The sequence below is a fragment of the Anabaena lutea FACHB-196 genome, assembly GCF_014698305.1.
Classification (GTDB): Bacteria; Cyanobacteriota; Cyanobacteriia; order Cyanobacteriales; family Nostocaceae; genus Anabaena; species Anabaena lutea.
The window spans coordinates 85,712-108,193 of sequence record NZ_JACJST010000009.1; the positions used below are offsets into that span (position 1 = coordinate 85,712).

Sequence of the window (22,482 nt, forward strand, 5' to 3'; positions counted from 1 at the left end):
TGAAATACGCCAAAAGTATCTCCAGTTTCAATCCCTAATAGGGAGTAATGAGAATTGCAATTATCGCAAAGTGGGGGATATGGGCTTAGGCCAAAGTTTCAATCCCTAATAGGGAGTAATGAGAATTGCAATTAAGCTTTACTTTTATTTCAAAGGGGCTGCATATGGTTTCAATCCCTAATAGGGAGTAATGAGAATTGCAATCAATACGAATATTCTTGTATTGATTGGAATGGTTCTCTCGATGGTTTCAATCCCTAATAGGGAGTAATGAGAATTGCAATTTGTATTTTAGAGTATAACCGTATACGTAGATAGTTTCAATCCCTAATAGGGAGTAATGAGAATTGCAATCTATTATTGGTAGCATCCTTTTATCAAAATTGATTGTTTCAATCCCTAATAGGGAGTAATGAGAATTGCAATAAGCCCCCGATGTAGAATGGTTTTGTCACAGTTTCAATCCCTAATAGGGAGTAATGAGAATTGCAATTTTATAATTACCTAGCTGTGAAGAGTTTTTGAATGAATTTTTGTTTCAATCCCTAATAGGGAGTAATGAGAATTGCAATAGCGGGAGGCTGAAAGCCTTTGTGTATTTGGTTTTCAAGGTTCGATTGCGCGAGCATGATCATCATAGTCCATTCCAGAAATTGTGTCAAGGACAAAAAACGCTGAAACCCAGTCTGTGTAAGGTGCGCGGATGGTTCATCAACATTAATAGCCGCAAAGCCAAGCCTATCAAGAGATACAGCTATTTTTTTGAACCATCTAAATTTTACACCCACCCATCCGCGCAAAAAAGCTGATGATTAACTGACCAAATCAGGAAAAACCTCTTGTACAGCCGGATGTACCAAACGACCATTCTGCACATTCAAACCCTTAGCCAAAGCAGGATTCACATCCAAAGCCTTAATTCCCAAATTAGCTAACTGCACAACATAAGGTAAAGTACTGTTGTTCAGCGCTTGGGTTGCTGTCCAAGGTACTGCCCCCGGCATATTAGGAACACCATAATGTACCACACCCTCATCAATATATACAGGATTAGTGTGGGATGTGGGGTGTAGTGTTTCTACACATCCACCTTGGTCAACAGCAACATCCACAATTACCGAACCGGGATGCATTTGTTTAACTAACTCGCGGGATACTAAAATTGGCGCTTTCCGACCCAAGACGAGAACTGCACCAATGAGTAAATCAGCTTCTTTAACTGCGGTTTCAATATGAGCAGAGTTGCTGTAAAGTAATTCAACTCTCGAACCAAAAAGAGTTTCTAAATAAGATAGGCGTTCAACACTGACATCGAGAATCTGCACAGCCGCACCCATACCCACTGCAATTCTAGCGGCTTCTGTGCCGACCACGCCACCGCCTAAAATCACCACTTTGCCCGGTTTAACACCAGGGACACCCCCCAACAGTACACCCTTGCCACCTTGCTGACGTTCTAAGAACCTGGCTCCAAATTGTACTGCTAACCGACCAGCAATGATACTCATGGGGGTAAGCAGAGGCAGTTTATTTGCACCAGGTTGTTCTACAGTTTCGTAAGCGATCGCACAAATGCCACAATCAATTAAATGTTCTGTTAATTTGCGATCTGCTGCTAAATGCAAATAAGTAAATAATAATTGTCCTTTTTGCAGAAATTTATACTCACTTACCAGAGGTTCTTTAACCTTAACAACTAGCTCCCGATTCCAAACAGATTCCTGTGTAGAGACAATTTCTGCCCCAGCCATACTATAGTCTTCATCTGTAAATCCAGCACCAGTACCAGCTTCAGTCTGAACAAAAACATGATGTCCATTTTCCCGCAGTACCCGGACACTAGAAGGACTTAAGCCGACACGAAACTCTTGATCTTTCGTTTCCTTGGGAACACCGATTTCCATTTACAGCCTCTGATATTTTTTTGTTTCACTTTAGCCTGCCAGTATCTATCACGCTACTTCCGTATTCACTAATTCAAAATTCCAAAATAAAAATAAAAAATTAGTAAAATTAGTAAAATTACCTCTCACACACCGTTAGTCGTTTTTTTCACAACATCTTGACTAATCCCCAAGTCTTCTTACAATAGATAAAGAATAATTACAAATTGTAAAGTAAGCATTTGCGTCGCGCTCTCCAAGAACTTGCAGTTGAAATTCTCAACCTACCTTGGCAATCAAGCTCTGCAATTAGCTGAAAAATAAATGTAAAGTTTCGTTTGCTGTCCAGAAGAGAGGAATTTTTGACAATGACACAACCCACAGTTACCCCTAAACTAGAAGAACCCAAATTTGGCTTTAATGAATATGCCGAGCGTTTGAATGGTCGGGCAGCCATGATTGGCTTCATCTTGATGATGCTGATTGAATATCTCACCAATCAAGGCGTACTATCTTGGCTCGGTTTAAAGTAGTTGCCGCCGCAACTCAAGAGTTGGCAGTAGTAAACTAGTCATTAGAAGAGTCCTAACCAGTTGGAACTTCCAGCTGGTTATATCTTGTCTAGTTGAATGGTTATGATTATGGAACCGCGCGTGACCCAGTGAAATTCTGACGCAGAATGACCAATAGCGTGAGATGAGAAAAGCAAATAGCGATCGCGGTATCGTAGAGAAAACTTACATAAAAATTTAACGGGAAACAAGCAACCTGTGATGAACGCTGTACTACCTCGTTTTTTGAAGTCAGCCTACCGGAAAGAACCTATAATCAGTGCCTTAACCACAATGGGTGTTGTGGACGCGCTGATTGGTGGCTTGGATGATAGCTGGTCGTTATTTGCTTTTGGCTTGGGAACAGCAGGAATAGCCCTGGCCTTTAAGTTATGGCGGATGCAGCAGCGTCCCCCTGTACCAGAAGAGCCTGTAGTGCAACATTATTTACCTTCTCGTTCCTCCAGTCCACCCTTACCAGTGCTGACGGTTTCCAAGAAAAAACCACCTAGGAAAGAATATTGATGGCGGAGTACTGAGTGTTGATGAGATTAAAGAAGTGAGGAAAACAGGTGACGAGTAAGGGAAGAAGCGGTGGGAGTGCTGTGATTCGCCCTCAGATGATTTTGGCATTGATGGCAGCTGTTGCCTTAGCAACTTCTATTGGGCAGGAATTTTATATTCATCCTGCTCAGGCGGCTAACGAAGTCATACCCAACTCTCCAGATAGCAAACCAGATAGCAAAAGCTTTGCCAATCCCCGACTGCTTCATACCTTAAGCGGACATACAGGAACTGTTAAATCTCTAGCTTTTAGTCCCAATAGTAAACTTCTGGTGAGTGGTGGCGGACAAAACGAGGGTATAATTCGCTTTTGGAATCCTCAAACTGGCAAAAAGCTGGGTACGATTAACCGAGCGCATCAAGGATCTGTAGATTCTATTTTGATTACTCCCGATGGTGCAACTCTGATTAGTTGCGGTAGTGACTACAGAATTAACCTCTGGAATCTCAAAAATCTGAAGTTTAGCCGTTCTTTCGTGGGACACACAAGTCCAATATTATCTTTAGCTGTTTCTGCTGATAGTAAAGTTCTTGCCAGTGGTGGTTTAGACGGGATTAAATTGTGGGATTTAAAACGACAGATACCACTAACCACCCTGGTACGCTTTGATAATGCAATTTATACCTTAGCCATTAACCCTGATGGGCAGACTTTAGCTAGTGGTGATAGTAAAGGTGTAGTGAAGCTGTGGGACTTAAATTCTGGTAAATTAATCAGGGAGTTAAAAGCACATTCTCAGATTGTGACAAAGTTAGCTTTTACACCCAATGGCGAAAGTTTAATTAGTTCCAGCCGGGATAAAACGATTAAAATTTGGGATGTTAATAAGGGTGTGCAAGTCCAAACCCTAACAGGACATGATAATTGGGTGAATGAGATCGCAATCAACCCCAATGGACACACTCTAGCCAGCGCTGGCAAAGATGGTATAAAATTATGGGATTTAACTACAGGTGAATTAAAAAATACACTTGATGGTCATAGTGACTGGGTGAGTGCGCTGGCGCAGCCTATCGAAGATATCGCTTTTAGTCCCGATGGAAAAATGCTGGCCAGTAGTGGATTTGATCAAAAAATTAATATTTGGCAGACTTGGTAATTTTACTACATCTCAAAAGTATTTTGTTGTGCTAGATACCGTGCCTTCAGAGCTAAAGCAATGGCGAAAAAAGCTATAGTCAGAGACATAGTTATATGATGTAGATGGGCTAGGGAATGTGACTGACTAAAAATCATCGCTATAGAGTTGATAGCAACGGCATAAAATAGCATCCAAAAGAAAATGCCAACAGGAGTCATCATTGCTAATAATCTAGCTGTTCTTGCTGCCCTGCGGTAGTGTAGCAACCTCAAGGCTAGCCAACATCCTAAAACTTCCCCAATCCACCAGCCAAAAATAAAACTGAGAAAAGGGGGTATCAATCCATCTAGAGTGGCATGGGGCATAAATATTTTTACATAACCCACACCTAAAAAATAACCTGGATACATCAGTAGGACAGCACCTATTAAACTACCTATAGCTGCTGCTAAATATCCGCCTTTTTTATACTGTGGTAAAGACATAATTAATTCAAGCTTGAATGTTTTTACACTATATTAATTCAAAATTAATCAACATATTTCCGCAAATGTGACTTAATTTTTATATACTTGACTAAGTAAATAAATTTTTATTAGTTGATTTCCTTAGCACTGTGGCGGTTTTTATAATTGCTTGGATTACAATAAATTTAAGATATAGTATCGCACGTATTAACTCAAATTCTCCCAAAAGCCATGAAAACTCAAGTAGTTAATATAACTTATGAAATTGAACTTAAACCAGGAGAAAAATTGACTCTACCGGAATCTTTAACGAACAATATAGGAGCAGGAAATTGGATAATTACTATCCAACCAAAACCAAATTTTTCTCCAGTTACCCGCAGTCATGACACATTTTTAAAAGGCTACACCTCAGAAGATGAAGGACTCTATGACGACTATACAACCGGGTGAATTCTGGGTAGCTGATATTCTCTTTACAAGTGGTGCAAGTTCTAAAAAACGCCCCATCCTTGTACTTTGGTTAGATGGTGATGATGTTGTAGCTGCTGTAGTTACTTCAGCACAACCACGCTCACAAACAGATGTATTTTTAAACGATTGGTCAATTGCAGGTCTGCGTGTTCCCTCAACTGTACGTTTATCTAGGCTGGATTGCTTAGAAAAGAGTTTATTAATAGCGAAAATCGGACTAATTTCTGAATCAGATGCAAACCAATTGAAAACTGTATGGGATGCGTTTATTAAACCTCAATTTTAATACCTAGGACTTACGCACTGTACAAATCAATCATGATATGCGTTCACCAAAATACCTTATTTCAGGTTGCAACTAATTCTATTTTTACCGATAAATTAAGCGTGGGGTAGGGGTTTAGCACTGCGCTTTACCCCTACGATAAATATGATTTTTACGGAAATACATATTCAATATTTTTTGTCAATGCGTAACTCCTAATACCAATAAAAAAACCCCCAAATGGAGGTTGATAAGTTATTCGCGTGGAGTGAACAACCAAATAATTAATACTTACAGTAGATATAGTAATCCGAACAAAATAATCCAAATTACGTCTACAAAGTGCCAGTACAGTTCGGCGGCTTCAATACCGAAGTGCTTTTCATTGCTGTAATGACCGGGAGTGCGCGATCGCCACAACACTGCCAAAATCGCTAAAACCCCAACAGTCACGTGTAAACCGTGAAAGCCAGTTAAAACATAAAACGTACTAGCAAACAAATTGGTAGTTAAACCAAATTCCAGATGGGTATATTCATAAACCTGCCCCATCAAGAAAATTGCACCCATAGCCGCAGTAATTGCCAACCAGGTACGCATTCCCTTGTTATCATTCTTTTTAATTGCCGTATCAGCATTGTGCATGACAAAACTGCTGGCAATCAAAATCACTGTATTCACACCAGGTAACAGCAGTTCTAACTCTGGTGTACCTGCGGGAGGCCATACAGGTAAGGTAGCGCGGAAAGCTAAATAAGCTCCGAACATTCCCATAAAAATCATCGCTTCGGCAATCAGGAAGACAACCAAACCAAACAAGCGATGGTCTGGATGTGCTTCATGATGAGCATCTGTTACTGCTACGTGGTGATGATTCTGTTCAATTTTCGCTGGGTCAATTATCTGACTTTGCATGAATTTTTAAATTGCTAATTGGTCATTGGTAATCGGTAATTGGTAATCGGTAATTCATAATTCATAATTTTCTTTCAATTACGAATTACGCTTTCAATTACGAATTACGAATTACGTATCCCTAGCGGGACCGTAGGCACTATTACGAATTACACACCAGACTCAATAGTTGGATATGGTTCGTCAGGTTTGGCGGTTAATACTGTATTAACATCTACCTTTTTCTCTTTCACGCCGTAGTCATAAGGGCCTGTAGCCAATACGGGCAGTTTTTCAAAATTCTCAATTGCTGGTGGTGAAGTAGTCATCCACTCTAGGGTAAGTGCGCGCCAAGGATTATTAGCCGCTTTCTCACCATATAACCAACTCCAAATGGCATTGATAATAAACGGTAAAGTCGAAATCGCTAAGATATAAGACCCGTAAGTACAGATTTCATTCAAAGAAGTGAATTTAGGGTCATATTGGGCAATGCGGCGATTCATACCCATCATCCCTAACTTGTGCATGGGCAAAAAAGTCATATTTAGACCAACAATGGTCAAAACAAAGTGAATCTTACCCCAAAATTCGTTCATCATTCGTCCCGTCATTTTCGGGAACCAGTGATAAATAGCGGCGAAAATACCTAAGACGCTACCACCGAAGAGGACATAGTGCAGGTGTGCAACTACAAAATAGGTATCGTGAACGTGAATATCAAAGGGGACTGCGGCTAACATCACACCACTTATACCACCAATGACAAACGTACCGACAAAACCCATAGCAAATAACATGGGGGTATTCAGTTGGATTTTGCCACCCCACATAGTTGCTAACCAGCTAAAAATTTTGATCCCTGTGGGGACAGCGATGATCATGGTAGTGATCATAAAGAACATCCGCAACCAGCCAGGAATACCACTGGTAAACATATGGTGCGCCCAAACGATCAGCCCCAAAAAGCTAATAGCGAGGGAAGAATAGGCGATCGCTTTATAACCAAAAATTGGTTTACGAGAATGAACAGGGATAACCTCAGAAATTGCCCCAAAGAAAGGCAAAATCATGATGTAAACTGCTGGGTGGGAGTAGAACCAGAACATATGCTGGTAAACTACCGGATCACCTCCACCGGTGGGGTTAAAAAATGTTGTCCCTGCTAACAAGTCAAAAGACAGCAGAATTAGCGCCCCAGCAAGTACAGGGGTAGATATCAGCACTAACGCCGAAGTTGCGAACATTGCCCAACAAAACAAGGGCATTTGATGGATTCCCATACTGGGAACACGCATTTTCAGGAGAGTAACGATAAAATTAATCGCCCCCAAAATCGAAGACGTACCCAACAATAGGACACTGACAATCCAAATGGCTTCTCCCACTTGACCTGTCATGAGGCTAAGAGGAGGGTAGGAAGTCCAACCCGCATCCGGGGCATCACCTACCACTAAACTAGCGATAAGTAACACACCAGCCGGCGGAATCATCCAAAAAGCCACGGCATTTAAGCGTGGAAAAGCCATATCCCTAGCCCCAATCATCAAGGGAATGAGATAGTTAGCAAAACCAGCCCCTGCTGGAACAATCCACAAGAAAATCATGATTGTGGCGTGGAGTGTAAACAGGCTGTTATAGACTTCTGGGGTGACAAAATCCACATCTGGGGTACGGAGTTCTGTCCGCACCAAGTCAGCCATCACGCCGCCAATGCAGTAGAAAATAAACGAGGTGACTAAGTATTGAATACCAATTACCTTATGGTCGGTACTAAAGCCAAAGAAGTCACGCCAATGTCTTTCCCCTTCTTCTTCTTCAATATGAGCAGGGATATTAGCCGTTTCTTGTAACTGTGCTTGTGTCATAGTCAATTAGTCATTAGTTATTAGTCATTGGTCATTAGCCGTTATCTTTGACTATCTAACCATTGACGAATGGTGAACTTGATGCAGCATTTCTGAGTGAATTCCCATGTCCTTAGTGTAAGGAGCGAGAAATTCATCTGGGGATACATCCGCTGAGTTAACGGCAACAGCTTGATTAAGAGTCTCTTTACTAGCAACTAGCTGTTCTTGCATCCAAGTGTCATAAGCCTCTTGGGACTCTACTACTACTTGGGTTTTCATAGCTCCGTGGTAGGGGCCACAAAGTTCAGCACAAATTAAGGAATACGCACCCACTTTATTGGGTGTGAAGCGAATCTCGCTTTGTCTACCGGGGATCACATCTTGCTTGAGGCGGAATTCTGGAACCCAGAAGGCATGGATGACATCGTTAGCAGTCATGTTCATTTCCACTTGTTGGCCGACGGGTACATGGAGTTCACCAGTTGTCACTCCTGTCTCTGGGTAAGTGAAAATCCAAGCATACTGGAGTGCAGAGACGTTAACGACTAATTGTGGTGGTTGTCCCTCTTTGTCACGACTTGTACCCAAGGTAGGAGCTACACTACCTATGCCAGGAGCATTACGTATTTGAGGAATTTCAGGATTGCGGACTGCTGCGGTGGCCGGGTCTTCCATAGCCTCGTCAGATTTTTCTTGGTTTAGGTTTGGCTCATTGCTGGGAGGCGTATCGGTTAAAGTAGCAGCGATCGCTGTTCCTGGCATTGACATTGATTCTTGCATCATCGATGCTTCTGGCGCTGCATGGACTGCATGAGGATCAAATCCACCGATTTCGTTGTAGACATCAAAGCTATAAACAGAAATACCGAGAACGATAATTGCTGGGATCGCCGTCCAGAGTATTTCTAGAGGCACATTACCCTCAATAGGTGGACCATCTTCATTGTCGCCTGCACGGCGACGGTATTTAAATGCAGCGTAAATTAAAACACTTTCGACTAATAAAAATATACCTGTAGAAACGATCATCATCGTGTTGAATAGACCATCTACTAAGACGGCTTCATCAGATGCGGCTGTAGGTAACAGACCGTGATTTTGACCGTACCAAAGGCTGGCTAGGGTTAGCACAATGCCAATTAGTAATGTCCAGATGGAACTTGGAATTTTCACGGCTTACTTAAATGGAATTTACGACGTTATCTCAAAGTCACTCACTTACTAAGGTAGTGCAGCTTATAGGATATGAACTCTCAATATCTGAAATCTTTATTAATTTTTTTGATTAGTTGATCAATCTTGAGTAAAACCGATTTATGTGATATCGCCCCAAAAAAATGACAATTACTAGAGAAATTTAAGGAAAACTTGAGAAAATTTTAACTAATTGCCACTCATCACTAATTCATATCTTAAAAAATACCTAAATCTTACAGCTAAAAGTACCTGAAGTGATTCAAAGTATAAGTGAAAGCCAATATTTAAACCCTAGCTCATAGGTTAGGGTGTAGATAGGTCTTTTCTGATCAAATAGATAATTTTAAGAATATCTACCTCAAGCGGGCAGAAGGTATCGTTGATGAACGAATTTGTCCTACAACAACAAAATGAAGCGGCAGCCCAACACAATAGCCCCAAGGAAGTAATTCGTCGCTTGGTGTGGAAAATTTGCATAGCCACCTTGATTTTGATGGCCATAGGCAGTGCCACCCGCGTGATGAATGCTGGACTTGCTTGCCCTGATTGGCCTTTGTGCTATGGGGAATTGGTGCCAGCCAAGCAAATGAATCTCCAGGTGTTCTTGGAGTGGTTTCACAGATTAGACGCAGCTTTGATTGGTTTTAGCGCGATCGCACTTGCCGGTTTATCCTGGTGGCATCGTCGTGTTTTACCCAACTGGCTACCTTGGGCTTCGACATTCGCCCTGTTCTTAATAGTCTTCCAAGGTGTTTTGGGTGGACTCACTGTCACCGAATTGTTGCGATTTGATATCGTTACCGCCCATTTGGGAACGGCGCTATTGTTTTTCACTACTCTCTTAGTCATCGGTACGGCACTTAGCCCATATCAGGGGACTGGAACTGTTGGTAAGCTGCCTTGGGTGGGTTTAGCAGCTTCGGTTTTGGTGTACCTACAAAGTTTACTAGGTGCTGTGGTGGGTTCTCGCTGGGCGCTACATCAATGCTTTGGTGATTCTCAACTTTGTGGAGTTATGTACAGCCATATTTTTGGCTTGATACCACCAACGGTGGCCACTTTGGCAATCGTTTTTATCTCGTGGCGCACTCCAGCCTTACACCCAGCTTTGCGCCGATTAGCAAATATGGCTGGGAGCTTATTGATTTTACAACTGCTGTTGGGAGTCGCCACTTTTCGCTTACATCTACAAGTTGAACCTCTGACTGTGACTCACCAAGCTGTAGGTGCTACTTTGCTGGGTACTTTAGTAGTGTTTACAGTTTTAGGGCTACGCGATAGAACACATGGAATCAGTCAACAGTAAACAGTCAGCAGTTATCAGTAATTATGTGAGGGATAAAAAGCGCCACGAAAGCCTCCCACCAGTCTTATAGGGAGATTTATACCCAAGGAATGAAATTGATAACTGATAACTGATAACTGATAACTGGTAACTGATACCTGATAACTGATAACTGAGAAAGGAAGTAGAGCCAACATGATTGAGACTAATGTCTCTCGCCACCACGATACATTTTTACAAGTAATTCAAAGCTACTACCAGCTAACTAAGCCACGCATTATTCCGTTGCTGTTAATTACCACTGCTGGGAGTATGTGGATTGCTGCAAAGGGACAAGTGGACCCTTTCCTATTGCTAGTAACCCTGATGGGTGGTACTTTGGCTGCTGCCAGCGCTCAGACTATTAACTGTATCTATGACCGAGATATAGATTATGATATGGAGCGGACGCGCCATCGTCCTATGCCTTCTGGTAGGGTACAGCCCCGCGATGCCTTGATTTTTGCGATCGCTCTGGCTGTTGCTTCTTTTACCCTACTCACAGTCTTTGCCAATTTATTAGCCGCACTTTTAGCATTTTCTGGAATTGTATTTTACGTTTTAGTTTATACCCACTGGCTAAAACGTCACAGCACTCAAAATATTGTCATTGGTGGTGCTGCGGGGGCGATTCCAGCCTTAGTTGGTTGGGCGGCTGTAACAGATACTTTAAGCTGGGCTGCTTGGCTAATTTTTGCCATTGTGTTTTTGTGGACTCCCCCTCATTTCTGGGCTTTGGCTTTGATGATTCGTGATGATTATGCCAAGGTGGGAATACCCATGTTACCTGTGGTAGCCGGTGATAAGGCTACTGTACGGCAGATTTGGTATTACACTGTAGTTACCGTAACGGCAACTGTGCTGCTGTTCTATCCTTTACACGCCAGTGGTGTTGTCTATGCCTTTGTCGCGTTGACACTGGGGGGAGTATTTGTTCACAAGGCTTGGCGCTTGTTGCAAAATCCAGAAGATCGAACTGTAGCTAGAGAGTTGTTCCTTTATTCGATTTCTTACATGATGCTGTTGTGTTTAGCGATGGTGGTTGATAGTTTACCGATTACTCACAGTTTGGTAAGTGCTGTGGTTAATCAGTTTAGTTAGTAGAAAGAGCGATGGTGCTTGGCGCTATCGCTTTTTTTTAACGCCGAGGTAAGCTGAGTTTGAAAATTTTGATTTGAGTTAAGGTTTTTGGAACAGGCAAGTCTTGACTGGGATTCTGAGATATGCTTTTTTAACGCAGAGGAACGCTGAGGTAAGCGCTGAGGTTCGCTGAGGTTGAAAATTTTGATTTGAGTTAAGGTTTTTGGAACAGGCAAATCTTGACTGGGATTCTGAGATATGCTTTTTTAACGCAGAGGAACGCAGAGGAACGCTGAGGTTCGCTGAGGTTGAAAATTTTGATTTGAGTTAAGGTTTTTGGAAAAGGCAAATCTCGACTGGGATTCTGAGATATCCTTAGATAGGATAGAGATTCGCCGAATAAAGTAGAATGAAGCTGGCAGCAAGAGTAAGTCAGGTGACACCCTCTATAACCTTAGCGATCGCAGCTAAAGCTAAGGCCATGAAAGCAGAGGGTATAGATGTTTGTAGTTTTAGCGCTGGAGAACCGGATTTTGACACCCCGGCTCATATTAAAGCCGCAGCAGTGAAAGCTTTGGATGAAGGCAAAACCAAGTATGGTGCAGCCGCTGGAGAACCAAAGTTAAGGGAAGCGATCGCCCAAAAGCTGAAGACAGATAACGGTCTTGATTATAAGTCAGAGAATGTGATTGTCACCAATGGTGGTAAGCATTCTTTGTACAATTTGATGATGGCGCTAATTGATCCGGGTGATGAGGTCATTATTCCTGCACCCTACTGGCTAAGTTATCCAGAAATGGTGATTTTAGCAGCTGGTAAACCAGTAATTGTGCAAACGGACGCTTCTACTGGCTATAAAATTACCCCGGAACAACTGCAAAAGGCAATTACCCCAAAAACTAAGTTATTTGTCCTCAACTCTCCATCTAACCCTACAGGGATGGTGTACACGCCAGAGGAAATTAAAGCTTTGGCGAAAGTAGTAGTTGATGCAGATATCTATGTTGTTTCTGATGAAATTTATGAAAAAATCCTCTATGACGGTGTAGAACACGTCAGCATCGGTTCTCTAGGTCAGGAGATTTTTTCCCGCACCTTGATTAGTAACGGGTTTGCTAAAGCTTACTCGATGACTGGGTGGCGACTTGGTTATTTAGCAGGGCCTGTGGAAATTATTAAAGCCGCCAGTACCATCCAAGGGCATAGTACATCAAATGTGTGTACCTTTGCTCAATATGGTGCGATCGCGGCTTTGGAAGGTTCCCAAGTCTGTGTGGAAGAAATGCGCCAAGCTTTCGCTAAACGTCGTCAGGTAATGTTAGATAGACTCAACGCTATCCCCGGTTTGAGTACCGCTAAACCAGACGGTGCTTTTTACCTGTTTCCTGATATCAGCAAAACCGGTTTAAAGTCTCTGGAATTTTGCAACGCTTTATTAGAAGCACATCAAGTTGCAGTTATTCCGGGCGTGGCTTTCGGCGCTGATAATAATATTCGCCTTTCCTACGCTACTGATATGGCGACTATTGAAAAGGGAATGGATAGATTAGAGAAATTTGTGCGTTCTCGAATTTAACAGCAATCATCTCATCACCCATTTTCCATAATGATGAGACAGACAAATTATATCTCCCCAACTCTCCTTAATCTGGTGAGTTAGGGAGATAAAAAGTAATGATAATTAACTCATTAATTTCTCCATTCATAGCGACCAGGAACGCGAACTCTCCGTCCACGTTGTTGCGTCCAATAAGGAGCAACCCAGACTCGACGACGTTGAATAACTTGTACAGGTCTGCGATTGACAACTCGACGTTGAATAACTTGTACAGGTCTACGGTTGACGACTCGACGTTGGACAACTTGTACAGGTCTTCTATATTGTGCTGATGCTGGTTCTGGTAAAACAGTCATGACTAAAGGAATAGCAAGCATAATACCAGTAATAAATTTTTTCATCAAAATTCTCCTGTTAACAAATTGTTTCAGGTTGAGTAAATCAAATTTTGTGATTGTTTGACTTCTCACACCAGCTATCCTAGGAGTTGAATTTTGAATTAGCTAGTTACTAAAGTCACTAATGTCACCATGACTTTAGTATGTATTTGAGGATGAAAAACGTCATGGGTTAGAGAATAAGGAACAGGGAACAGGGAACAGGGAACAGGGAATAGGGAATAGGGGAGAAAATTACGAATTACGAATTACGAATTACGAATTACGAATTACGAATTATTCCCATTTCTTGCAAACCTTGACGCAGACGTTGCGCTTCTTGAGGGTTTTGTAGCTCATGGAGAGCGATCGCACTTTCAAAAGCTGCTAAACTGGTTTTAACATCGCCCACCTTTAACAGCACTACTCCCAAATTTTGATAAGCTTCTGCATAGTCAGGATTTAACAGGATAGCTTGGTTATAGGCATCAATAGCTTCAGCAAATAAACCCATTGCTTTATTTACCATACCCAAATTGTAATGACCAAAAACAAACCCAGGGTCAATATTTAAAGCTGTTTCATAAGCATTTTTCGCACCTTGTAAATCTCCAGACCCTTTCAACAAATTACCCAGATTATTATATCCTCCTAACTTCAACAGAGGATAAATAGGCAATTTAACAGCAGATTGATAATGAGAAATAGCCTGATTTACATTTTTTAAATGTGTATTGGCAATTCCTAAGTGATAATGTAATTCATACAAAATATCATAATTTGTTTCATTGTCCGTCATGTTTTCATAAAAAATATTCCTACCTCGCTGAGATTGAAAATCTTTAAATCCGCGTGGGCGGTTTTTGCCTGTGTAATTTTGATTCCCAAGCGCCTGCTTTAAACCTCTAGTTAATAACTCCATCCCCTCCTTAATTTTCCCCATTTCCACATACAAAGCCCCCAATTTACTGCAAACATAAGCATCATCAGGATTAGCTGCAAAAAATTCTTCCATTGCTGCTGCGGCTTTAGTATACTTATTTTGTTGGTTAATTACAGCTTTTTGATATCCGGCGTGGAGAATTGCTACTCCTGGTAAATAACCAATTTGCCAATTAGGTTCTTGAGCTAAAATAGCGGTAATGCTATCATCAACCAACGCATGATAAGGGCGATCAAAACATATATCTGGATGGTTGCGAAACAGTCGAGAAACCAGAGAATAAGGTGATTGTGTTGCTCCAACTTCTTGACGCACAAGATTAATTAATAGATATTCTTCTATATCAATTGCTGCTTTCAATTGCGGCACAATTTCCGGTGTCAGGCTTTCATCAGCATCTAATACTAAAACCCAATCGCCTGTGACGTATTTCAAAGCTTCATTGCGAGCTTTACTAAAGTTATTGCACCATTCAAAATGATGTAACTTAGCCCCGAACTGTTGGGCAATTTGGGGTGTTTGGTCAGTTGATCCTGTATCTAAGACTACAATTTCATTGACAACATTTTTAACACTACTTAGGCACTTTGGCAAGGCAGTTTCTTCGTTTTTAACAATCATGCACAAGCTGAGTTTCATATAGCAGCAAGATAGTATTTACAGCTTTGGTCAATAATAGCTTATGTAATCAAAGATTAAAAATGTGTCAATATTAACAATATATGAGTAAAAATTACTTCCAGGGTTGGGGTAAAAAAAAAGACAAAACTAGACAAACATTGCGTTTTTGCGATTTTATGGTAAATTTTGGCAATAAATCGCTATTTTCAACTGCGAAAATGCACAATATTTTCTGTAGTGTAGAGAAAATTTTGGATAAAGTTGTCCTTTATAGAGCGTATTATGCCTAATGGTAGATTTAATTTGTCAAATCCCATTTGTGGCGATACGATTAGATCGGTTACGCAGATAACTGAGTTTTTACAGTACTTTAGACATTAGGTATAGCTAGGCTTACAGCAGACATTTCATTCACCGATATTAACTCACAAAGTTTATAGGGAAAAGCTTCTATGGTTGATTTTACAGTTGCTATCTGTACCTACAATGGGGAAAAACGTGTACTAGATGTCTTAGAAAAATTGCGATCGCAAATAGGAACAGAAAAAATTTATTGGGAAATTCTCATTATCGATAATAATAGCACCGATAAGACTGCTGAGGTAGTAAAAGACTATTTATCTAATTGGACTGAACCCTGTTCTCTGAAATATTATTTTGAAGCGGAAAAAGGACTCGCTTTTGCTCGGAGATGTGCTATTCGAGAAGCACAAAGTGATTTAATTGGATTTTTAGATGATGATAATTTACCCTATCCTAATTGGGTAGCAGCAGCTTACAGTTTTGGACAAACTCATGCAGATGCAGGTGCTTATGGGGGACAAATTCATGGAAAATTTGAAGTCGAACCTCCTCCAGGATTTGAAAGAATAGCTAGATTTTTTGCACTTATAGAAGGTAATAAAAATTATTGCTATAACGAAAAATATCCATCAAGTAAAAAAAGAATGTTTCCCCCTGGTGCGGGAATAGTTATTCGTAAAAAAGCATGGCTAGACAGTATTCCAGCAATTCCTTTATTGCCCCAAACAAGTGAAGATTTAGAGATGTTACATTATCTGTGGCAGAAAGGCTGGAAAATCTGGTTTAATGCCGAAATGGAATTAGATCATTTAATTCCTAAATCACGTTTTGAACAGGAGTATTTAAGAAAATTTTTCCGTCAAAATGGGTTATGTCGTTATTATTTCCGAATGCTAAATTATCAACCTTGGCAAAGACCTGTGATCAGTCTTATATACATGATTAATGATTTTAGGAAAGCAATTGTTTTTTATATAAAAAACCGAAATTCTTTAAAAACAGATGTTGTGATCAATGGAGAAATGAAACTGCTTATAAGTCTTTCTCTCAGTCCTTTTTATCATTGGAAAAACCGATTCTCAATTACTAATTGATTGATAATTAACTGAGGAAACTTTTACCTACAGCAGTGCAGTTGGCTGAATATTTTCAATGTGATACTGATAGTCATTCAGCCTTCAACTTCAAGAATTTATTCTAGCTCAAAATAGGTTTTAGACATTAAATTTTCCTGATTTACTTAATTCTAAAAGTTCTTGTACCGCAGATTCAATTAGTGTAGTATCTTTAACAAATCGACAAAATGGGATGTCTTTTGTCCATGCTTCATAAAAAGCTTCATTCTTGTAATAAGCATTAGGTAAAAAAACATGAGGAATGCCTAATAGAATACAAAGAATATGTCCATGCAAACGATTGGTAATAACTAGTTGATGTTGCTGAAATTGATAAATACCACTGTACATAAAACTCCATAAAAGTTTGTGCATAGAAGGATTATACATTTGATTAAATTTATCAGTATTAGAATAAATGGATTGCCATTTCTGCCGATATATCCACTCAACTGGAGTCATCAAACCGCGTTGCCAAACTTCTCTTACCATTTGGGTAACAAAACGTTTTATACCTCTGTGACGAACTCCTAGCACCCATTTACATGAAACCCAATCTTGTACCACTAAATTAGGAATTTTGACATTGTCTACTGAAAATCCCTGATTTAATTCTTTGTCTGTTCTACAGAGAAAGAGAATTGATTCCTTAGGGCTAAAACTATGGGATAAAGCTGGTAAATTTAGTAATTGAAAAGCCATGTCAGGTGATTTAATAATTCGGCATTTATCAAAAGATTCTGCGGCAATTTGATAGCTACGATCATCACGGACAAATATAGTTAAATTAGGATGGGAATTAAATATATCTGCGGTTTTTTTAAGATTATCTAAATTGCTAAAGAAAATACTTTGTGGGAGAATAATAATTGGGCGATCTTGATATTTAGCAATAATCTGCTCTCGAAACTGTTGATCAACAGGCCAAATATCTCCTAAATTACCTCCTCCGTGCAAAAATATGGGAGATTTACCAATTTTTTCTTCCATTACTGTTGCAGAAAAATCTGCAATACTAGAGGCGTATTTAATTTTTGTTTTTAAGACATCAGTTAGGTAAATTACAGTCCCCAGCCAGATTAAATGATCTCCTAAATTAAGATAATCTGGATAGTTCAGCAATGCACATGATTCAAATCTATCTAATTGCCCTAAAGCTTTGTGTAATTCTTCTTTGATTGTCTGAGCGATGATATTTTTCATAACTGTGTTGTTCCTGTAAATAAGGTATAAAAAATGGTTAATTGCTTAAATCCTTCGTTCAAATATCAATATTCGTCGATAAGATAACGATCCTCTGGCAATTTAAACCTACCTAACACTTAGTAGTCAATCATGCCATATTATATTATAATATCAAATAATCTACTTATTTGATTTTCAAAAATAAATCTGTTGAAGATGAACATGGGTTTTAGGAATATTTTTCCAAAATTGACTCATAGCAATACTTGCAGAAGTTGTGAACATCTTGTAGGTTGGGTTAGACGCGGTAATTAACTTATAACGCTCACAGATAAATCATCAAACTGCTTCGTAACCCAACATCCACTATACAATATGTGTTCATGACTCATTTAGTGTCGCTATATAGTAGGGGTTTAGCAATGCTAAACCCTGACTTTTGAATGAAGATTAATTCTTGTAATTTTGCAAATAGTCACCTAAATTTAAACCAATCACTCCGACAAGTATTAAAAGTATAGATATGAGTTTTACGAGTGTGAAAGACTCTCGAAACCAGACAATACCAATACTAGTAATGACGATAGTACCCAAACCAGACCAAACAGCATAAACGATACTAACTTCAAGTTTTCTGAGAGAAAGCGTCAAAAAAGTCAAACACAGTCCATAGAAGACAAAGATGAAAATTGAAGGAACTATTTTAGTGAATTCTTCAGACAATTTCATGCAAGTTGTGCCGAAGACTTCAAAAATAATTGCTATAATGAGGTAAACCCAACTAATTGGCATAATTATTATAAATGCTGAAGAGGATTGCCGGATTAAGGTTATTCAATTATCTCTATTTAACCTATAAAATTCTATAAGTAGAAAATTAAAGGTTTAAATACCTCACCCTACAGCACATACGTCTATACTTAGGTTGTTTTACCTGCTCTAAGTAAGCTAAAGCCTGGTTCCACATAATAGTCTATATCTCTTACCGGACTGTAAGCACTCTTACAAATTATTTTAATCAGTTTCTTTCTGTCTCAAATCTTCGGAAACAATGGGAATTTTAATTATAAACTCTGCACCTTGTCCCGGAGTAGATACACAGAAAAGTTGACCGCCATGTTTTTCAACTATAATTTGATAGCTGATTGATAATCCTAACCCAGTTCCCTGACCTACGGGTTTGGTAGTAAAGAAGGGGTCAAACAAGCGCTTTTGGATATTATCTGGTATTCCTAGTCCATTATCGGCGATACTAATCATTAGTTGATTGTCATCAGTTAGTTTAGTATGAATGTATATTGTCAGTTCTTTGTGCTTTGTGGCAGTTAAGTCATGACTAGAAAGTGATAATTTGTAACTCTCTGAAAGAGCATCAATAGCATTAGCAATTATATTCATAAATACCTGATTAAGTTGCCCTGCATAACATTCTATTAAAGGGAGATTTCCATACTCTTTGATTACCTTAATTTCAGGACGGTCAGGTTTAGCTTTGAGGTTATGTCTTAGAATAATTAATGTATTTTCTATGCCTTCATGAATATCAACTAATTTAATTTCTGCCTGATCTAGGCGAGAAAAATTGCGTAGCGATAAGACAATTTCGTTGATTCGGGTAGCACCAACCTTCATAGAAGATAATAATTTTGGCAAATCTTCGATAATAAAGTCGATTTCAATTCCCTTCAGTTTTGCTTGTGATACCACATCAGGGTATGAAGGCTCTTGTTGATAGGATTGTAGTAGATCTAGTAAGTCTTTAACATATTCAGTCGCATAGTTGAGATTGCCATAAATAAAATTCATGGGATTGTTGATTTCGTGTGCAATACCAGCCACAAGTTGTCCCAAGGCAATCATTTTTTCGTTTTGTAGCAATCGAGAGTAATTGTGTTGAAGATCTCGAAAATCAGCTTGCGCTACTCTGGTTCGTTCTTTTTCTTTTTGTAATCGAGTTACAGTTAAAACATGAATATGAGAGTAAGCTAAAAGTAATTGATGAAAATCCAGTAATCCATGCTGACAAGATGGATCTGTAATTAAAATTGGCTCATAGACAAGTTGTTGCGATCGCCCTAAAGCTATCTGAGTTGCTTCCACAATCGATATCTCTTCAGGTAAAATGCATATTTCTGGTCGCAGAAAATTATATAGATAATCAACAGGTCTACCAGCAAATAGTCCTAAACCATAAGGACGGCTCATTTGCTCAAAAAATAGCCGCCGTGAAATCATGCCTACACATTGCCGATTTCTAGTTAAGATAATTCCTGGAAGTAAAGGTTCTTCTTCAAAAAGTTCAGCTAATTCGTTTCCTGGATGATCTAGCTCGATTTGAACAGTCCAAACTGGTAATTCCTGCAAAGTTGACTCTAGTTTTAGGTTCAACTCATCAGCACTTCTTATGCTATGCATAGCCAGCATTTTTGCAATCCTTAATATTCAGGTAATATTGACGGTTACTAACAGCCGCATTATTGCTTAAGCTAGTATCAAAATATAATGTGTCAAATCTTCTTGCTACGCAATTTGTCTTGGGTCATTTACTGAATGTGCGGTTATTAATCAAATCAAGCGATGCCAACGCCGTAGGCAGCTATGGCCTTCTCAAGATTGCCGCACGAAATACTAGGGTTTGGGTGAAGCATATAGCAGAATCAATTTAGTTTCTAATAAGCGGATGCCATAAATCTTAGCACCCACCCTTTAACTCAAAGTTAAGGATTAAAGCTAAAATCAGCCAAAATGACCTAGAATATTTCCCTTAAGTAAATTTACTTAAGTGATATTTGAATTACTTAGACAATTGTGTAAATACTGTAGATATTACTTAAGAATTAATTTGTAAATTTTTAAGTACTTCAGCAAAATTAATTATACATTTTGCCAAAAAATAAAAATCTCTGTATTTGTTTACTGTTGCCTATTCCCTCGCCTAAATAGGCAATTTATTTATTTTGCACGACTACTTATATATTTTTCACGAAATTCTACCTCAAGGAAGTTAGACAAACACCCTTAGGAAGATGCGGCTATGAAGGAAATTAGTATCAAATATCTCAGGAGAAAAAGTATCTTTTGATAAGGAAACTGATGAAAATGAACTTTCGGTCAATTTGGAAGCTGTTGCAGGAAACATTTACAGAATGGAGTGAAGATAAAGCCTCACGGTTAGCGGCCTCATTGGCTTATTACACCATTTTTTCACTTGCACCCTTACTAATTATCGTTATTGCCATTACTGGAACTCTATTTGGTGAGGAGGCAGCTAGAGGTGAAATTGTCCAGCAAATTCAAGGTTTAGTCGGTAGAGAGGGAGCAGAATTTATAGAACTAGCGATTAAAAATGCCAGTAAACCAGAGGAGGGAAATATCGCTTCTATTATTAGTATTTTAGTGCTGCTACTGGGTGCAACAGGTTTATTTGCAGAGTTACAAGATTCCTTAAATACAATTTGGGAAGTAAAACCAAAACCTGGACGGAATATTTTTAATATTATTCACCAGCGTTTTTTGTCCTTTGCTATGGTGGTAGGAAGTGGATTTTTACTGCTAGTTTCTCTAGTAATTAGTGCAGCATTATCAGCGATAACTACATACTTTACTCATGTGCTACCAGGAGTGGATATAATCTGGCAGATTATCAATTTTATTTTGTCTTTTAGCATTACTACAGTGCTGTTTGGGTTAATTTTCAAAGTTCTACCTGATGTCAAAATTGCTTGGAGTGATGTGTTAATTGGTGCGGTGATCACATCAATTTTATTTTCCTTGGGCAAGTTTTTATTAGGACGTTATCTAGGTAACAGCAGTTTTTCTTCTACTTACGGTGCAGCTGGTTCATTGATGGTAATTCTCGCTTGGGTTTACTATGCCGCCCAAATTCTCTTTTTTGGTGCTGAGTTCACTCAAGTTTATGCCAGAAAATATGGTAATCGCATCATTCCTACAAAGAACGCTGTATCCATAAACCCTAAGGAAAAAAATAACCCAGAGTATCGTTGATATAGCAGGTGACTTTTAACAGGTGACAGTGCTAGAAGCATTTTATTGTCTAAGTTTTAGCATTGGTTCGTGAACTACCGCCTTGTCCTTTGCTATATCCAAAAGTATAGGAGGAAACAGGGGACAGTGTGAAAAGTCTTATTGATGAATTGAAAGAAAAAGTTTAGGAGTTCAGATATGGAAAAATTATTTTTCGTCGATTGGTATGGAATTTTTGTTCCCAGTATGAGTGTCCCAGAACTCATTATCCGTGGCTCGTTGGTTTATTTGGCACTATTTTCAGTATTACGCCTACTACCTAGCCGACAATTGGGAACTTTAGGAATTGCAGATTTGCTTGTAGTTGTGCTGTTTGCAGAAGCGGCGCAAAATGCAATGGCGGGTAGTTATACATCAATTACTGAAGGTGCTATTTTAGTAGGCACTGTAATTTTTTGGAGTTTCCTGGTGAACTGGTCAGGTTACAAATTTCCTGAATTTCAGCGAGTTATTAATCCTCCTCCATTGCTACTGATCAAAAATGGACGCTTGATTAAGCGACACTTAAAACGGGAATTAATTACAGAAGATGAGTTGATGAGCAAGTTACGTCAGCATGGTGTGGAATTCGTGGATGAAGTGAAGTTTGCATATTTGGAAGGTGACGGTAGCATTAGTATCATCTCCACAGAATCTCAAACTAATTCTACTATTGAGTAAAAAGCGAAAGGAACAAATTAGAAACCCTAATTAAAATGTAAAATA

At 39.4% G+C, this 22,482-nt stretch carries 22 protein-coding genes and 1 CRISPR repeat array (1 of these 23 running past the window's edge); of the genes, 12 read left to right on the top strand and 10 right to left on the bottom strand.

Going from position 1 to position 22,482, the window contains the following annotated elements; translation table 11 throughout:
- Window positions 1-572: direct repeats of the CRISPR family, unit length 37 nt; unit sequence GTTTCAATCCCTAATAGGGAGTAATGAGAATTGCAAT (it extends 350 nt beyond the left edge of the window).
- Between the two features lie 240 nt (window positions 573-812).
- Entirely contained in the window at window positions 813-1,904 is a 1,092-nt protein-coding gene (ald, locus tag H6G59_RS11800) for an alanine dehydrogenase (protein WP_190714627.1), read from the bottom strand.
- Window positions 1,905-2,251: 347 nt separating this feature from the next.
- Between ald and H6G59_RS11805 the strand changes: the two genes are divergently transcribed.
- From H6G59_RS11805 to H6G59_RS11815, 3 genes are all read left to right on the top strand, one after another.
- Window positions 2,252-2,416, top strand: a complete 165-nt coding sequence (locus H6G59_RS11805; RefSeq protein WP_190648489.1) for a hypothetical protein — start codon at window positions 2,252-2,254, stop codon at window positions 2,414-2,416.
- 240 nt (window positions 2,417-2,656) lie between these two features.
- A complete protein-coding gene (locus H6G59_RS11810) occupies window positions 2,657-2,959 on the top strand; it encodes a hypothetical protein (RefSeq protein ID WP_190714629.1) in 303 nt (100 codons plus the stop codon).
- 110 nt (window positions 2,960-3,069) lie between these two features.
- Window positions 3,070-4,098 carry a WD40 repeat domain-containing protein gene (locus H6G59_RS11815; RefSeq protein WP_190714822.1) on the top strand — a complete coding sequence of 343 codons (1,029 nt, stop codon included), beginning with the start codon at window positions 3,070-3,072 and terminating at the stop codon, window positions 4,096-4,098.
- A gap of 5 nt (window positions 4,099-4,103) precedes the next feature.
- Here the strand turns inward: H6G59_RS11815 and H6G59_RS11820 are convergent, their stop codons facing one another.
- On the bottom strand, window positions 4,104-4,565 hold the full coding sequence (locus tag H6G59_RS11820) for a hypothetical protein (RefSeq protein WP_190714630.1): 462 nt from the start codon (window positions 4,563-4,565) through the stop codon (window positions 4,104-4,106).
- 213 nt (window positions 4,566-4,778) lie between these two features.
- On the opposite strand from H6G59_RS11820, the gene H6G59_RS11825 reads away from it, so the two are divergent.
- Both H6G59_RS11825 and H6G59_RS11830 read left to right on the top strand, forming a co-directional pair.
- A complete protein-coding gene (locus H6G59_RS11825; RefSeq protein WP_190714632.1) occupies window positions 4,779-5,000 on the top strand; it encodes a hypothetical protein in 222 nt (73 codons plus the stop codon).
- Window positions 4,978-5,307 carry a type II toxin-antitoxin system PemK/MazF family toxin gene (locus H6G59_RS11830; RefSeq protein ID WP_190714634.1) on the top strand — a complete coding sequence of 110 codons (330 nt, stop codon included), beginning with the start codon at window positions 4,978-4,980 and terminating at the stop codon, window positions 5,305-5,307. Before H6G59_RS11825 ends, H6G59_RS11830 begins: the two co-directional genes overlap by 23 nt.
- Before the next feature lie 270 nt (window positions 5,308-5,577).
- Here the strand turns inward: H6G59_RS11830 and H6G59_RS11835 are convergent, their stop codons facing one another.
- The 3 genes from H6G59_RS11835 to H6G59_RS11845 all read right to left on the bottom strand — a co-directional run bounded on the left by H6G59_RS11835 (window position 5,578) and on the right by H6G59_RS11845 (window position 9,203).
- Entirely contained in the window at window positions 5,578-6,201 is a 624-nt protein-coding gene (locus H6G59_RS11835) for a cytochrome c oxidase subunit 3 (RefSeq protein ID WP_190714636.1), read from the bottom strand.
- A gap of 149 nt (window positions 6,202-6,350) precedes the next feature.
- Window positions 6,351-8,048, bottom strand: a complete 1,698-nt coding sequence (ctaD, locus tag H6G59_RS11840) for a cytochrome c oxidase subunit I (RefSeq protein WP_190714639.1) — start codon at window positions 8,046-8,048, stop codon at window positions 6,351-6,353.
- 51 nt (window positions 8,049-8,099) lie between these two features.
- On the bottom strand, window positions 8,100-9,203 hold the full coding sequence (locus tag H6G59_RS11845) for a cytochrome c oxidase subunit II (RefSeq protein ID WP_190714641.1): 1,104 nt from the start codon (window positions 9,201-9,203) through the stop codon (window positions 8,100-8,102).
- Between the two features lie 406 nt (window positions 9,204-9,609).
- Between H6G59_RS11845 and H6G59_RS11850 the strand changes: the two genes are divergently transcribed.
- From H6G59_RS11850 to H6G59_RS11860, 3 genes are all read left to right on the top strand, one after another.
- Complete coding sequence (locus H6G59_RS11850; protein WP_190714643.1) at window positions 9,610-10,533, top strand: COX15/CtaA family protein; 924 nt, start codon at window positions 9,610-9,612, stop codon at window positions 10,531-10,533.
- Window positions 10,534-10,707: 174 nt separating this feature from the next.
- Window positions 10,708-11,652: a heme o synthase gene (locus H6G59_RS11855; protein WP_190714646.1), complete on the top strand. Its 945-nt coding sequence runs from the start codon at window positions 10,708-10,710 to the stop codon at window positions 11,650-11,652.
- 388 nt (window positions 11,653-12,040) lie between these two features.
- Entirely contained in the window at window positions 12,041-13,207 is a 1,167-nt protein-coding gene (locus H6G59_RS11860; RefSeq protein WP_190714648.1) for a pyridoxal phosphate-dependent aminotransferase, read from the top strand.
- 113 nt (window positions 13,208-13,320) lie between these two features.
- Here H6G59_RS11860 and H6G59_RS11865 read toward each other — a convergent pair whose 3' ends face one another.
- Both H6G59_RS11865 and H6G59_RS11870 read right to left on the bottom strand, forming a co-directional pair.
- Window positions 13,321-13,590 carry a hypothetical protein gene (locus H6G59_RS11865; protein ID WP_190714650.1) on the bottom strand — a complete coding sequence of 90 codons (270 nt, stop codon included), beginning with the start codon at window positions 13,588-13,590 and terminating at the stop codon, window positions 13,321-13,323.
- Window positions 13,591-13,849: 259 nt separating this feature from the next.
- The gene (locus H6G59_RS11870) at window positions 13,850-15,130 is read right to left on the bottom strand and encodes a glycosyltransferase family 2 protein (RefSeq protein ID WP_242038853.1); all 1,281 of its coding nucleotides are present in this window, start codon (window positions 15,128-15,130) and stop codon (window positions 13,850-13,852) included.
- A gap of 452 nt (window positions 15,131-15,582) precedes the next feature.
- Between H6G59_RS11870 and hpsE the strand changes: the two genes are divergently transcribed.
- Window positions 15,583-16,527, top strand: a complete 945-nt coding sequence (gene hpsE, locus H6G59_RS11875) for a hormogonium polysaccharide biosynthesis glycosyltransferase HpsE (protein ID WP_190714654.1) — start codon at window positions 15,583-15,585, stop codon at window positions 16,525-16,527.
- A gap of 120 nt (window positions 16,528-16,647) precedes the next feature.
- On the opposite strand, the gene H6G59_RS11880 is transcribed toward hpsE, so the two are convergent.
- The 3 genes from H6G59_RS11880 to H6G59_RS11890 form a co-directional block, all read right to left on the bottom strand.
- A complete protein-coding gene (locus tag H6G59_RS11880) occupies window positions 16,648-17,751 on the bottom strand; it encodes a polysaccharide pyruvyl transferase family protein (protein WP_190714657.1) in 1,104 nt (367 codons plus the stop codon).
- Window positions 17,752-18,183: 432 nt separating this feature from the next.
- Window positions 18,184-18,525 (bottom strand): DMT family transporter, encoded by a 342-nt coding sequence (locus H6G59_RS11885; protein WP_190714659.1) that lies wholly within the window; start codon window positions 18,523-18,525, stop codon window positions 18,184-18,186.
- Between the two features lie 222 nt (window positions 18,526-18,747).
- Window positions 18,748-20,157: a sensor histidine kinase gene (locus H6G59_RS11890; protein ID WP_190714661.1), complete on the bottom strand. Its 1,410-nt coding sequence runs from the start codon at window positions 20,155-20,157 to the stop codon at window positions 18,748-18,750.
- An 80-nt stretch (window positions 20,158-20,237) separates the two neighbouring features.
- Between H6G59_RS11890 and H6G59_RS11895 the strand changes: the two genes are divergently transcribed.
- The 3 genes from H6G59_RS11895 (at window position 20,238) to H6G59_RS11905 (ending at window position 22,437) form a co-directional block, all read left to right on the top strand.
- Window positions 20,238-20,399 (top strand): hypothetical protein, encoded by a 162-nt coding sequence (locus H6G59_RS11895; RefSeq protein WP_190714662.1) that lies wholly within the window; start codon window positions 20,238-20,240, stop codon window positions 20,397-20,399.
- A 433-nt stretch (window positions 20,400-20,832) separates the two neighbouring features.
- Complete coding sequence (locus H6G59_RS11900; protein WP_190714663.1) at window positions 20,833-21,738, top strand: YihY/virulence factor BrkB family protein; 906 nt, start codon at window positions 20,833-20,835, stop codon at window positions 21,736-21,738.
- A 177-nt stretch (window positions 21,739-21,915) separates the two neighbouring features.
- Window positions 21,916-22,437 (top strand): DUF421 domain-containing protein, encoded by a 522-nt coding sequence (locus H6G59_RS11905; RefSeq protein ID WP_190714664.1) that lies wholly within the window; start codon window positions 21,916-21,918, stop codon window positions 22,435-22,437.
- The last annotated feature ends 45 nt before the right edge of the window (window positions 22,438-22,482 follow it).